Origin of the sequence: Vibrio sp. Y20_XG_PY13, from assembly GCF_024181925.1 — a bacterium.
In the GTDB taxonomy this organism is placed as follows: Bacteria; Pseudomonadota; Gammaproteobacteria; order Enterobacterales; family Vibrionaceae; genus Vibrio; species Vibrio parahaemolyticus.
Window position 1 is genome coordinate 290,691 of the sequence record NZ_JAMZAL010000003.1, and the last position, 14,051, is coordinate 304,741.

The 14,051-nt window shown below is 44.6% G+C and carries 12 protein-coding genes and 1 riboswitch; of the genes, 5 read left to right on the forward strand and 7 right to left on the reverse strand.

The window, feature by feature from the left end:
- The first annotated feature begins 7 nt into the window (after positions 1-7).
- On the forward strand, positions 8-379 hold the full coding sequence (locus tag NL646_RS10245; protein ID WP_015313637.1) for a hypothetical protein: 372 nt from the start codon (positions 8-10) through the stop codon (positions 377-379).
- A gap of 64 nt (positions 380-443) precedes the next feature.
- On the opposite strand, the gene NL646_RS10250 is transcribed toward NL646_RS10245, so the two are convergent.
- The 4 genes from NL646_RS10250 to nfsA all read right to left on the reverse strand — a co-directional run bounded on the left by NL646_RS10250 (position 444) and on the right by nfsA (position 5,405).
- Positions 444-2,603, reverse strand: coding sequence for a polysaccharide biosynthesis tyrosine autokinase (locus tag NL646_RS10250; protein WP_253664181.1), 2,160 nt, complete (start codon positions 2,601-2,603; stop codon positions 444-446).
- A gap of 29 nt (positions 2,604-2,632) precedes the next feature.
- Complete coding sequence (locus NL646_RS10255; protein ID WP_218768047.1) at positions 2,633-3,073, reverse strand: low molecular weight protein-tyrosine-phosphatase; 441 nt, start codon at positions 3,071-3,073, stop codon at positions 2,633-2,635.
- 69 nt (positions 3,074-3,142) lie between these two features.
- The gene (locus tag NL646_RS10260; RefSeq protein WP_005458384.1) at positions 3,143-4,264 is read right to left on the reverse strand and encodes a polysaccharide export protein; all 1,122 of its coding nucleotides are present in this window, start codon (positions 4,262-4,264) and stop codon (positions 3,143-3,145) included.
- A 418-nt stretch (positions 4,265-4,682) separates the two neighbouring features.
- Complete coding sequence (nfsA, locus tag NL646_RS10265; RefSeq protein ID WP_253664182.1) at positions 4,683-5,405, reverse strand: oxygen-insensitive NADPH nitroreductase; 723 nt, start codon at positions 5,403-5,405, stop codon at positions 4,683-4,685.
- Positions 5,406-5,600: 195 nt separating this feature from the next.
- On the opposite strand from nfsA, the gene NL646_RS10270 reads away from it, so the two are divergent.
- Both NL646_RS10270 and NL646_RS10275 read left to right on the forward strand, forming a co-directional pair.
- Entirely contained in the window at positions 5,601-6,242 is a 642-nt protein-coding gene (locus tag NL646_RS10270) for a MarC family protein (protein ID WP_017447202.1), read from the forward strand.
- A 181-nt stretch (positions 6,243-6,423) separates the two neighbouring features.
- Complete coding sequence (locus tag NL646_RS10275; protein WP_065779255.1) at positions 6,424-7,296, forward strand: patatin family protein; 873 nt, start codon at positions 6,424-6,426, stop codon at positions 7,294-7,296.
- A gap of 70 nt (positions 7,297-7,366) precedes the next feature.
- Here NL646_RS10275 and gbpA read toward each other — a convergent pair whose 3' ends face one another.
- Together gbpA and NL646_RS10285 are read right to left on the reverse strand one after the other, a co-directional pair.
- Positions 7,367-8,830, reverse strand: coding sequence for an N-acetylglucosamine-binding protein GbpA (gene gbpA / locus NL646_RS10280; RefSeq protein ID WP_253664183.1), 1,464 nt, complete (start codon positions 8,828-8,830; stop codon positions 7,367-7,369).
- 100 nt (positions 8,831-8,930) lie between these two features.
- A riboswitch (cyclic di-GMP riboswitch) is annotated at positions 8,931-9,035 on the reverse strand.
- Positions 9,036-9,462: 427 nt separating this feature from the next.
- Positions 9,463-10,443, reverse strand: a complete 981-nt coding sequence (locus NL646_RS10285; protein ID WP_005484186.1) for a rhodanese-related sulfurtransferase — start codon at positions 10,441-10,443, stop codon at positions 9,463-9,465.
- Between the two features lie 325 nt (positions 10,444-10,768).
- Here NL646_RS10285 and NL646_RS10290 point away from each other — a divergent pair, with 325 nt between their 5' ends.
- Positions 10,769-11,257, forward strand: coding sequence for a GNAT family N-acetyltransferase (locus NL646_RS10290; RefSeq protein ID WP_005462686.1), 489 nt, complete (start codon positions 10,769-10,771; stop codon positions 11,255-11,257).
- A 76-nt stretch (positions 11,258-11,333) separates the two neighbouring features.
- On the opposite strand, the gene NL646_RS10295 is transcribed toward NL646_RS10290, so the two are convergent.
- Positions 11,334-12,629, reverse strand: a complete 1,296-nt coding sequence (locus tag NL646_RS10295; protein ID WP_253664184.1) for an alpha/beta fold hydrolase — start codon at positions 12,627-12,629, stop codon at positions 11,334-11,336.
- Between the two features lie 210 nt (positions 12,630-12,839).
- Between NL646_RS10295 and NL646_RS10300 the strand changes: the two genes are divergently transcribed.
- On the forward strand, positions 12,840-13,997 hold the full coding sequence (locus NL646_RS10300) for a D-alanyl-D-alanine carboxypeptidase family protein (RefSeq protein WP_253664185.1): 1,158 nt from the start codon (positions 12,840-12,842) through the stop codon (positions 13,995-13,997).
- Positions 13,998-14,051: the final 54 nt, after the last annotated feature.

Sequence of the window (14,051 nt, forward strand, 5' to 3'; positions counted from 1 at the left end):
GGAGATGATGACCAACCGCACTTTTCTAACCGTTCATGGTGTCATATATACGGTATTCGCTTTTGCGTTGTTTTTTGTACCAACCATGATGTGGCCGATGTATGGCGTACAAATTAACGACCAATACGCGCTGTTTTTATCGCAACATACGTCGATCTTTTTAGGTGGAATCGCTGCGGTGAGTTTGATGCTACGAGATGTGGAATCTGGTAAGACTGCGAAACAACTGTTTAAAGCATTATTTATTACTAATGGGTTAGGGGCAGTGATTACTACCTATGCCGGCATTACAGGAGTATTTGTCGGTTTTGGTTGGAGTGACCCAATATTCTTTGTCTCGCTCAGTTTGTTGACGTACAAGCAATTAAGAGTGCAATAGAAAAAGCCCTGCTGTTTCTAGCAGGGCTTTGTCATATTTGGTCAAATTAGCGATCTAGATTAATTCATGATTCGCTTTTGTACGCGTAGTTGTAGTAGCCGTATCCATAGCCGTATGAGTTAGATGCTTTTTTCTCAACCGCATTGAGAATCACACCTTTAACTTCTACACCTGATTGCTCGAAGCGACCACGGGCTACCTCAATTTCTTTCAATGTCGTTTGGTCGAAGCGAGCTACCATCAATGTGGTGCCAGCAAGTGCACCAACGATGCTTGGATCCGTTACTGCAAGTACAGGCGGTGTATCGATGATGACTAGATCGTATTCTTTTGATACTTGTTCTACAAATTCAACAAATCGTGGATGCATCAAAAGCTCTGATGGATTTGGTGGTACTTGACCACGAGTAACCACATCCAAGTTTTCAACTTGACTTAGCTTGATTGCGGTTGCTCGATCAATTTTTCCACTTAGTAAGTCAGATAACCCTTGCTCTGCTGTGAGGCCAAAACATTGCTGTAAATAACCTTTTCGCATGTCAGCATCCACCAAAAGGACTTTTTGACCCGTTTTAGCCGCAACGGCAGCAAAGTTGGTTGATACGAACGTCTTACCAATGGAAGGAGCTGGGCCTGAAATCATTAAGACATTGTTTTTGGCTTCCAACATTGCGAAGTGTAAGCTGGTTCGAAGTCCACGTAGTGCTTCAATTGAAAGATCTGCTGGATTGGCATTTGCTAAAAGAAGTAAATCTTTGTTGTTTTTACGTTTTAGCTTGTTCGCGACTTCCAATTGTTGTGCCGATTTTGGAACACTTGCATATACAGATATTCCAGTTTGCTCAATTTCATCAGGAGAAGTCAGTCCACGATGAAACGCGGTTTTTACCAGAACAAATGCGACAGCTACCATGCCTCCTAGAAGAGTAGCCAAAACTACAATCAAAGGTTTTTTCGGTTTAATAGGAATTGCGTAAGATTGTGCGTTGTCAATAATACGCACATTACCTACGGTGCCAGCTTTTATGATATTTAGCTCTTGAACTTTATTCAAAAGTTGGATGTAGATTTGCTGGTTTACTTCGACATCACGAGTCATACGCAAGACTTCGCGCTGTGTTTTTGGCAGTTTTTGAACTTGTTTGTTAAGACGCTCTTTCTCTTGCAGTAATGTCTGACGTTTGTCTAACAGCGATTTATAAGCTGGGTGGTCTTGGGTGAATTTTTGACTGATTTCACTTTCTTTAAATGTTAACTCATTAAGTTGGGCTTCAAGTGCCACCATCACTTTTAGAGTAGATTGTGCTTCGAGATTTAAATCGATAGATTCGTTTTCTTGTCTAAAACTGTTCAATGTATCTTCTGAAATAGTTAGCTTGTCCTTAATCTCGGGTAAATGACCTTTAAGGAAGTTGAGGCTCTGCTCAGCTTCAGCTGAGTTTCTTCTAACATTCTGCAAAAAATAGTTTTGAACAACATCATTTAAAACAAGCTGATTGTGGTCTGGGTATTCACCTTCAATGCTTAGAGATACAATACCTGTTTGGCTACCTCTCTCTGAAATAGCAAGTTGTGAGGCTAATTTGTTGATAGCATCTAACTTGCTTATTTTACTTATTGTAAAAGTATCTTCATTTTGAGCATTGAGCTGGTTCACTTTTACACGATAGCCATTCATCTCAATCAGTTGACCAACTGAACCAGAAAGTACCATTTGGTCTTCAAGCATTAGGCTGAATTGACCTTTCTCAACGTCTGTAGCAATCAGTTGATGAGATAACCCTCTAGCCGTTCGAGGTACTTCAAACGTGGTCAAAGAAATGTAGTTTTGAGTACCGTTGATTCGTGCTAGACCTTTACCAACAAAAGGTAAGTAATCAGGAGTGGCAATGGTTGTTAAGTTAAACTTATCAACGGTATCGCCGAGAATCATTCTCGATTTAATTATTTCAATTTCTGTAGTTGCTGATGATTCGGCAGAAAAGAGTTCTCCCATGTCACCGACCATCGCAGAGATACCACCTGAACTCTTCTTTTCGATTTGTATTAACGCGTCGGCTTTGTAAATCGGAGTTGATAGCAACGCGACCGCGATACCTAATGTTGCAAAAAAGAGTGTAATGCTGATGATAAACCATTTCGCGTCTATCAATATGCCGAAGAGCTTGCCTAGGTCGATCTCATCATCAGCAAGAGCAGATGATTGTATTGTTTGGTTAGCCATTATTTTATATTTCGCCAAGTGATCTGAATTTATATTTTTTTTGCCCATGCATGAGCAGCATTTTCAATCAGAGATAATGAATGTTCAAAGGCTTCTCTACTCTGTCTGTATGGATCTGGAATATCCACGGAACCTATCCAGTGACCAAATAACATTGCTTTACCTCTAGCCTCCGGTACCAGCTCCGTCAAAGCATCGATATGACCTTGTTCCATCACCAATATTAGGTCTTGCTTTGCGCACAACTGAGCGGTTAGCTGCTGTGCTTTGTGGTCTAGCAGGTAGATACCACGTTCTGACGCGACAAGCCTGGCGGTTTCATCTGCTGGCTTTCCGGTTAGGCGACTTTTTTCTACGGCAATACCCGCCGAAGAAATCTGTTTATCTGGGAGTAGTTGCTGTAGTAACCGCTCTCCTGTGGGGGAACGACAAATATTACCTACACACACGACAAGAATGTTCGAAAACATGTTTTGCTCCTTATAGACAACGTTTGAATGACTTGTTTGTGTTCAAACAAGCCCTTCAGAATGCTTTTTCTATGGCCAAGTCCTGACTCGAAGGACGCCTTCTGTAAGTTCATTGAAGCCAGAGATGGTAGGTACTAGCTGTGCAATAACGCGATTCCAACGACTGATAGGCGCCGCAGTGACATAAACGATGTCATACGGCTTGAGAGCAAATTCAGTACCAATAACGAGCGCTGCTGCATCGGAGACATCAAGTTGATATATGTCGCCCAGTGAACCTGCGTCTTGTGACCTCCTAATTACGAATACACCTGTCGCATCCGCTGATATCTGATTAATACCGCCAACGTTACTCAGAGCTTCCGTAAGGCTCATGCCAGCGCGATCTATTTTCAGTAGTTTAGGGTCGTTAACTTCACCCATAACGAAAACCTTTTGCGAATCATTTCTTGGCACATGGATGATATCACCTGGTTGAAGTAGCCTATTTTCAGTGAGGTCGCCTTCTTGCATCAGCGCATAAAGAGATATGTTTTCAACAATGCCGTTTCTTGTCAGTGTTACATTTTTCCAGTCGGCGTTTTCGGCTAATCCACCTGCACGGTTAATTGCATCTAACAAGGTCAGTGGGATATTGGTGATTGGTTGTTGTCCCGGATTATTTACCTCACCAGTTATGTAGGATTTTTTCGAACGAAAAGCGGCGACGCTGACATCCACTTGAGGACTTTCTATGTACTTTGCTAATCGACGAGAAATATCTGCACGAATTTGACGAACGTTTTTACCCGCAACTTCAACAATACCTATATATGGATAGAAGATAGTACCATCAGCATGTACCCAGTTACCCGCTTCAGCAGAGCTGCGATAAGAACCAGCTGGAATAGTTAGTTCTGGGTGATCCCAAATAGTAATGTTTAGTATATCTCCAGGGCCAACCTCATACTCATAAGCGCTAAGTTGGCGATCTAGCTCAGGGTTGGATTTGGCTTCTATTCCCAAACTTTTAAGTTGAGATACTTTATCAAGTGTAAGTGGAAAAACATTGAAATCAGAAGTGCGACTAACATTGCTGTCTTCGACGAAGTTTTTTCCATCTGTGGAAAGGTGACTACCGGGTACAGTACATCCAGAAAGAAGTACTGAGGAAAGCACTAAACTAGCTAGCTTTTTATGTTTGAAATTCATGTTTTTTCATTCATCTGACGTAAAGAGCGAGTTGCTGGTAGCAACATTCTTCTCCAGAAAAAACTTCACAACATAATCTTATAGGCACCACTTCTTTTTATTTATAAAGTGCTCAATAAGGAATTGGTTGCATCTGGAGACGCGAACTCTAATGAATTTCAATGACTAGAGCAATAGACAGAAATTCAGCAGGTGTCCAGATAAATATCGTATTTTTATGTTTTTATTTACAAGATTTCATATTGTGGATAAAAAACTTGTTCAATTAGCTCAAATTTTGTTTATTAGCTCTATATGTAGTGTTTTCTTTCTAAAATACAACCAAGAAAATCTACCGACTAATTATCTCGTTGTATTAAATAGGATTATCAATAATGTGACTCATGTCTCGTTTTTGTTTCGTTGTCTTTCAGCATGGTCACTTCTTTGCTAACCCCTTCCCATTCAAATACGGAAGAATATGCGGACGAGACTCACCTGCTAACTTGCTCGTAACTTCTTGTGACCACGTACTTTGTTTTTTATTGCTTGAGCGGTTTGCATAGTAGTTCTGCATCGTTTGGTCGTATGCTTGAATGTCATCTAAGTTGAGATCTTGGTACTGGTTCTCGTGCACCACCACGTGCGCAGGTAGGCGAGGCTTAACTTCTGGGCTTTGATCTGGGTGGCCCAAACACATACCAAATAGGATGGCGGTATTCTGGGGTAGCCCCAGTAGCTCATCCACTTGCTGAGCATTATTTCTTAAACCGCCAATGTATACGCCTCCCAAGCCCATCGATTCTGCTGCCAATAAGCAGTTTTGAGCCATGATTCCAGAGTCTACGGCACCTATGAGCGTTAACTCTGTGAAATCGGCCTGAACATCAGGATTAATACTGGCGTGACGCTGGTAGTCGATACAGAACACCAAGAACTCAGCCGCGCTTTCAACGTATGCTTGATTCCCTGCAAATTTCGCTAGTTGCGATCTCTTCTCTGTGTCCGTGACTCTAACAATTGATACTACCTGCAACATACTGGATGAGGATGCGGCAAGACCCGCTTGAAGGATGGTTTCCAGTTGCTCTTTATCGATAGGCTGTGAGGTAAATTTACGAATGGAACGGTGGCCAAGAATGGTTTGGATCGTACTGTTCATGATGACTTAACATCCTTTGTTCTATTTTTAGGCTGAGCGTTCACCTTAGCGGTATTTAATGAATGGGTAAACTATCGCGAAAGAAAAACTGTGCCTTAGAGCATAAGTTTGAGTTAAGACTGGGGAAACGGCGCGCATTCTGTTTGTGAAGGTATATACTATTTTTAGAATCAATAGTTTATCTGCGTTGGAAAGATGAAAGAGCTGATACTTCATACCGTCACAGTGTTCATGGGTTTCTTTGCGATCATGAACCCCATTGCCAATATTCCTATCTTTTTGAGCCTCACGGCGGATGAAGATAAAGAGACCGTTCGATCAATAGCACTTCGCTCGGTGTTTATTGCTTTTGTCATCGTGGCTGTCTTTGCCATCGCAGGAAAAGTGATTTTCGACCTCTTTGGTATCACCCTTTATGCGCTGCGCATTACTGGGGGAATCTTAGTCTTTATGATTGGTTTTAATATGTTGCAAGGAGATTCCACGCATCAAAAAACCAAGGAAAAAGCGTATTCGCCTGCGCAGCAACAGGCAGCCTTGAGTATTGCCGTATCACCGTTGGCGATGCCAATACTCGCGGGGCCGGGTACGATTGCGACAGCGATGAACTTTGCGACCACAGGTGGTTTTGACCAAACCATTATTACCATCGTTTCATTTGCGGTTCTTTGTATCATCACCTACATATTGTTCCTGTTCGGGGACAAACTGGTCAAAGCGGTAGGGCCTAGTGCTTTGAATGTGGTGACAAAAATGATGGGCCTGATTTTGGCAGTTATCGGCACCCAAATGTTCATCGATGGTGCTGGCGAAGCCTACAAAACCGTATTTGCCTAACTCTTCCTATATTTCCCAAATCCACACTTGTGTTGCGTCATAAGTGTGGATTTTTTGATCTTTAGTTTTCACTTTCTAAGGCAGAAATACATAGACTTCACCTATCTCAATAATAAGAATAACCAATTGTTGCTAATGCACGAATTTCATTACTCTTTTCCGAGAAATTAATGGGGGAAACATGGCAACGAAAGCAATTGTAGTGGAAGGTGGAGCGATGCGCGGCGTCTTTGCCAGTGGCGTGTTAGACGCATTTCTAGAGCGAGATTATAAGCCATTTGATTTCGCGATTGGTGTGTCGGCAGGCGCATCTAATTTGATTGGTTATCTGACCGATTACCCGCACCGCAGTATAAATGTGATTACAAAGCTCGCGACCAGCAAGCGCTTTTTCGACCCGACCCGTTTCCTCAAAGGTGGCGATTTGATTGATGTAAAATGGCTGTTTGAAGAGTCTAACCGTTTGTATCCCGTCGATGAGAAAAAGCTTTTTGAAGGCATTCCTTTTTTTGCGGCCACCACGAATGTGGACACAGGTAAAGCGGACTACTATCGAGTGACGCGAGAAAATTTCCATCATGCGATAGAAGCGACAACAGCATTGCCGATTGCTTACAAACATACTCCGTGTTTTTCTGGTGGTTGTTATACCGATGGTGGTGTGGCGGATTCTATTCCGGTTCGAGAAGCTTACCGAAGAGGAGCGCGAGACATCACGGTTGTGCTATCGCACCCGCTGAATTACGCCAAAAAACCAGTAAAAAATACTTGGTTAATGAACAAGTTGTTTGCTGAACATCCTAAAATGGCAGAAGCGATGTTGCATCGTTCAGAGAACTACAATGAGTCCTTGGAATTTATCCGCAATCCACCACAAGGAACCCGCGTGAGAGTGATTGCGCCGCCGGATGAATTTCATGTGCAACGCTTGTCGATGCGCCAATCCGTTCTACTCGAAGGGTATGAAATGGGGCTTCAAGAAGGCAGAACTCATATCACCAATCTGTCTGGTGGTTATGGTTTAAGTCGAGAAAACTGCCACTTTTGTCTTTAACTCGCTGTGATTGATAAAGTAAAAAGAACCCCGCGATTGGCGGGGTTCTTTACGTATATCGTCTGCGAGATTAGTTCAGTTTATCCCAAGCCATTTCCCAGTGTGAGCCTGTCGCTGGCTCAAATTGTGTTGCACTCTCACTCCACTGTACGCAGTAGCCAGAGTAAGGGAATGGTTTACATTGATAAATCGCGCCGTCGCTTGCTAACACTTTTGTACCTGCTGTGTAGCTAGAAAGCCCCTCTGGGAATACAAAGTCGTATTCGCCTGATGGTGGTGGGGTGACTTCCTCACTTTTTAGATGGAAATCCAGAGTTTGCTGATCGACAAGGTTGCCATCGGTATCTTTAATGCGGGTCACTAACATGTGGTGCCCCGGTTCTGATTTGCTCAGCGTGAGTTCTACTTGTTCGCTTGCACCATCTTGAACTGAACCCGTCCAACTTGCTAGTGGTTCGCGATGATGATTGTAAACCGTTAACTCGGCGGTTAAGTCGCCCTCTGCGGTAAGAGTGAGGTCTAAAGCGGTTGGTTCTGTAGCAATTATGTACTCACTGGCAAGACCATCAACCGTGAGTGAATAGTCAGGTACTGGCGTTTCAATATTGTAGCCAATTTCAACACGCTCAAGGCCACTGTTTGATTGCAGGTAAATTGGGTTCGTGCCGTACACTGGCGTGAACTTGTCTTCCGAATATTGACCAGCTTGAAGCTTAGTTTGCTCTTGGTTGACTTTACTCGCCAAGGCGTAAGACCAGTTTTTCGCTTGAGTGAGTGCGTCGTTACTAATTGCTAGTTCAGTGCGGTATGCAACGTTCTCTCCAGATTGATCAAACACGCGGGTGTAAACCGAATCGCCAACCTTTAGATTCATAGTAGGGATGATTTGGCCACCTTGAGTCCACTCAGGAATCACAGGGTCGTCACCATCAAATTTGACATCTATAACGTTGTAGAATGATGCTGCGGTATCACCCACATCCCATACCGCAAGGATGACATGGTACCCTTCGCGTTCAGGCACGTTACATTGGTGGCTCATCTGTTTTGGTGGTTGAACCATATTGCCGTCAACTACACAGAAAGGGTTGAGATCGAACGAGTCGCGTGACAATGAAGCGTTCGGGTTCCAATTCGGTTTTGTGATGTAGTATTTCCAATCACGAGTCACGTGGTTTGCTGTAAAAGTCCATTCAAACGTTTGTGTACCAGATTTTATCGGACGTTTTACCCAGCGGTCGGCGGTTTGTTCGTCTAGTGCAGCTGCTAGAGCCGTTTCTGCGCTGGCAATTTTCCCGTCGCGAGGGCCTGTCTCTGGGAAGCCATCTGGGCCTTCCACGCTTTGTGGTTCATATTGAATTGCGCCACAGTTAGTGTTTCTTTCATTGGTATCGGGTGTTGGGTACTTACACAGCGCTGCACGACTTGCTGCGACGCCATCGTTGGATTCCGATACGTAACCGTGTGCTAAGACACCAGAGCTCATGCTTGCGATAGCAAGGGCAACGAGCGATTTATTAGGGAATGATTTCATTACACGTCCTCTTGTTTGGCTGACAAATGAATGCCACAACTCGGCGCATGCAGAGCACTCTCGTCCGCATCTGATTGGAACTCATTAGATACAGATAGAAAGTGGCAACCCCGCTATCTTAAGCACTAGTGTTGACTAGTTAAGCAGTGCTGGGAGACCGGAAGCTTTGCGTCCCATCCTTTCGAATGGTTTGCCGAAATGTGATTGAGCACTCGGAATGTAGCGTATGAATCTGCGCAAATAAAAATAATTCATCCCCTTGTGGAATCGTTCTCGCAATTTAATATCTATTTGCTAAATAAACGAATGACCTTTGTAATTGTATGCAATTTAACTATCTGAAAATATTTGTTTTTAGGTATTTTTGATTGATTTTATGAATGAAACTCTGGGCATTCTATTGGTATGGTTTTTGAGTTTGTTTTGCTGCTAACACTGATGAGGGGGGAGTGCTCAGGGCTAAGTGCGACTGTGCTCTTGGTGAGGTTTTTTAGGTGTGTTTACTGTTGTCGAGTTCGATTTGAAACGTAAATGTTTTGCTTGAATGTTAGTGGGAGAGTGAATAAATAGTGATTGTAAAAAAAGAGGGCGAGTCGTATGGGTTACGACCCGCCGAAAGCCTATTGAGTCACTTAAGCTTGTTTACGTTGAGCTGCTTTTTTCGCTAGCTTTGCTTCGCGTCGCTGCGCACGTTGCTTAGCACTTTCACCACCAACGTGCTGCTCGCCTCGTTGATCGGCTAATGAAACTTGCTTTTCGCGCTCGCGGAATCGCGCAACTTGCTCTTCTGAATGTTTGCCGTGACATTTCGGGCAGCTCACGCCTTGCTCAAACAATTCAGACTGCTTGTCTTCTTCTGTGATCGGTAATCGACAAGCGTTACACAAATCGTAATCGGCTTTCTCAAGCTGGTGGTTGACAGCCACACGACCGTCAAACACGTAACAATCGCCTTCCCACATGCTCTCTTCTTGTGGTACTTCTTCGAGGTATTTAAGAATGCCGCCTTCTAGGTGGTAAACTTCCTCAAAGCCTTGCTCTTTCATGTAAGCGGTTGATTTTTCGCAGCGGATACCACCTGTACAGAACATCGCAACTTTCTTGTGCTTTGCCGGATCCATGTTTTCTTTCACATAGTCTGGGAACTCTCGGAACGTTTCAGTATTTGGGTTTACAGCCCCTTTGAAGGTGCCGATTTCGATTTCGTAATCGTTGCGAGTATCCACCACAAACACTTCTGGATCGGCGATCAAATCGTTCCAATCTTGAGGTTTCACATACGTACCCACCACATGGCGAGGGTCGATGCCTTCAACACCCAATGTCACGATCTCTTTTTTCAGCTTCACTTTGGTGCGGTTGAATGGTTGCGTTTCAGAGTAAGATTCTTTGTAGACCGTGCCCGTTAAACGAGGCTCAGTATTTAGCCACTCAAGCAGCGTATCAATACCCGCGCGGTCAGAGGCGACCGTACCATTAATACCTTCCCCAGCCAGCAGTAACGTGCCGCGAATATGGTGTTTTTCCATCAACGCAAGTAATGGCTCGCGTAGCTCTTGATAGTTATTCAGCTCCACAAACTTGTACAGCGCACAGACTACATACTGACTCATGAGATTTCCTTTATAAAAACAGGTGGTCGATGACCTTTAAATTTTAGCGGCTCGGAGTATACCTGAGTAAATTAGTCGGAAATACGGACAAAATTTACGGATATTCTTGTCAGAAGAGAGGCGATGCTGGATGGCAAAGCGCTCGGCAGCGAGACAAATCCGGTATGTGTTCAAACTCTTGGCAAAAACAAAAGGAGGAAAGGGAAATCAAACTCGACATGGTTGGTTGAAATTTGTACTGTGGCTAGGCTTTATATTTCTACCTAAATAGGTGATGAGCGAAAGCCAAAATGACAATAAAACCATCAGTTAGCAGGAAAAGGACATGCAGCAGTTTCACATCAGAAGGCTGAGAGAAGAAGATATCCCTTTACTCAAAGGATTGTTGGTAGAGCTCGATACCTCTCACTATGAAGCCGAGCCTAACTTCTACCGATCACCCGAGGAAATGGCGCAGCTAAGGGAAGAACGTGGCGTCTTTGACAAGTATTTCGATGACAGCATGATCGCCTTTATCGCTTGCTCACATCGACAAGTCGTTGGATTTATCTCTGGTACCGTTCGAGATATTGACTCGATGGTTTCTGTTGCAAAGCGCGTTGGCTTCGTTAACGAGTTGGTGGTCTCGGAAAGTCATCGTAACTTAGGAATAGGCTTGTCGCTCATGGATAAAATCGAAAGCGATTTGTGCAATCAAGGTATTGAAGAAATTGGTTTAACCGTCGCATCGTTTAATCATGAAGGTGAAGATTTCTATCATAAGATGGGTTATCGCGTGATGACCAAAATGATGAGCAAAAGAGTGAAAGACTGATCGCCATAGTTCATAAGCCGCTATAAACGCCTTTTCACCAAATACTGAAAAGGCGCATTTCTAACGTCTGCCGTGCTTACTTCAACGTAGCTGCGGTCTGTTTACCCATGGCAATGAGTCTGTCGAGAATGCGTTCACCGTCCGCACGTAAACCGTTGTGCTCGTACTCGTTGGTGATCCACGCTTTTGAATTTGGGATTAACGCGAGCGTCTCTCGGCTGATATCCATTTCAACAAACATATCATCGGCGTAAACGGCGCAACTGACAGGCACTTTATTTTGAGCCAGTTGAGTTTGATCGTACAGCGCAGCCCAATCTTCTTTCGCGGCCAATATTTCTGCGGCGTCTTTTAGTGGTTTAAGGTTGACGTATTGGTCGAACATCCACGGGAAGACCATTTCCCCCGTAAAGTAAAACGGCTGGCCAGGTTCATAATTAAACTCTGGTCGGGTTTGGCGAACACGGTGCGCACTCCAACTCGACGCAAAGCCTTGGCAGTAAATCGATTCATGCAAAATGGCGTAGATCGGGTTGGTTTGGAAGTTTTGCTGCGCCAACATATCGTTCAAGAACTCATAGCGAAGTTGTGGTTTGCCGTCCACTTCAATCAACGCGCTTTCTAGCCAATAGTAAGTCGGCAAGAAAGTATCACTCACACCAAAGTTGATGCCGATTTGTTGAAATTGCTCCACCGTGAAGCGTTGACCATTTGGTAGGCACTCTTCATTTTCCAGCAAGTGATTCGCAATGTTTTGGCAAAGTTGTTGCGCACTTGGAAATTGTTGGAAGAACGCTTGGTTTTTCTCCATGGTGCGTTTGAAGGTGGCTTCATACACATCGTCGGCATGACGCGAGACTGATGGCACGCCACCCGTGATGTAGCTTTGCAGCAAGCTGTCTGGGAACAAAGACAAATAGGTGAGGGAACAAAAACCACCAAAGCTTTGACCTAAGATCGCCCATTTTTCGACGCCAAATTGCTCACGAATGTATTCCGCGTCGCGCACGATGTTATCCGCTCGGAAGTGGCTCAAGTAGTCTGCTTGTTGCTCTGGCGTGAGGTGAGCAAGCGTCTGATGATTAATTACGCTGCTGTTGCCCGTACCGCGCTGGTCGAGAAGCAAAACTCGGTACTCTTGCAGCGCGCGCTTTACCCAGCCGCTATTGCCGTTTTGACGCGGAGAGGGAAAGCCCGGCCCGCCCTGAAAGTAAACCAACCAAGGTTTGGTCGATTCTTCATCGCCGACTAGGCAAACCGCACGGGCGAAGACTTCAATGGTGCCTTTACTCGCGTCTTGGTAATCCAGAGGAACGGTAAAGCTGTGGGGAGTGTAATGCAATCCTGCGTCGATAAATGATTGAGCGTTCATTGTTATCTTTATTTCCTTATTGAGGGGTAGCGCTACTTTACTGCGAATGGCATGAAGAACCAATGCTATTTCCCAATCGTCTCTTCAGTTCTATACCTGGGTCAAATCAATGTAAGTTCAAGAAAATGAAACGATTAGCGACTGGTGCAACTGGTTGAGTGAGCTATGCTCAATAGAGTTGCGACAAAGTAAGAGCATGGAGGAAGTCGGATGAAAGTGTCACTGGCTCGATGGACAATTGTGACTTGTTTAATAAGCGTACCTACTTTTGCCGTTGTTACGCCCAACCCACCTCAGTTACAGGCAAAAGGCTACGTATTAATGGACTTTCAATCCGGTGCCATTATTGCCGAGCATAACGGGCGAGCAGGCCTTGCTCCGGCGAGTTTAACCAAGTTGATGACCGCTTATGTAGTTGGACAAGAAATCAAAGCGGGGCGTTTGAAATGGGATGATGTTGTCACCGTGAGCGAAAACGCGTGGTCGACCAAGTTTCCCGGTTCTTCTAAAATGTTCATCAAACCGAAAGATGAAATTAGTGTTGCGAACTTAATGCGCGGCGTGATCATCCAATCAGGAAATGATGCGTGCGTTGCACTGGCTGAGCATGTTGCAGGCAGTGAACGCGGCTTTGTCGCCTTGATGAATGGTTGGGCGGAGAAATTAGGACTGCAAGATACCTATTTTGTGAACTCCCATGGTCTTGATAGTGATGGCATCCAAACCTCACCAACCGATATGGCAAAACTCATGCAGTCGATCATCAGCGATGTTCCTAATGTGTACGCGCTATACAGTGAGAAAGTCTTCAAGTGGAACGACATTACGCAGTACAACCGCAATAAGTTGTTGTGGGACAATTCCATTGATGTCGACGGGGGCAAAACCGGCTACACCAGCAATGCCGGATACAGCTTGGTGAGCTCGGCCAAAGAAGGAAGAATGCGCCTTATTTCGGTGGTGATGGGCACGCCAAGTAAACAGGCTCGGATCAGCCAATCGAAGAATCTACTCAGCTATGGTTTTCGTTTTTATGACACCAAGCAAGTTGCTAAGCAGGGCCAAGTTGAGTCTAAAGTTCGCGTTTGGAAGGGAAATGCCAATCAAGTCGAAGCGATCTTCGCTAAAGATGCCTATCTCACTCTGCCTCGTTCAATGACGGCTGGGCTTGATAAGAGTGTGGTGCTAAATGAACCGTTGATTGCGCCGATCGCGCAAGGAGATGAGATTGGTAAGGTCGTTTGGAAAAGCGATGACAGTACCGTGGCGAGTTATCCCTTGGTCAGCAGCCAAGCGGTAGAAGAGGGCTCGTGGTTCGGTCAGCTTTGGGACAGTCTGGTGCTGTGGGTGAAATCGTTCTTTAACTAGAATAAAAACGAGCAGAAGTGTCTTTCTGCATTTTTTTGTTGATGGCCGCCCAGC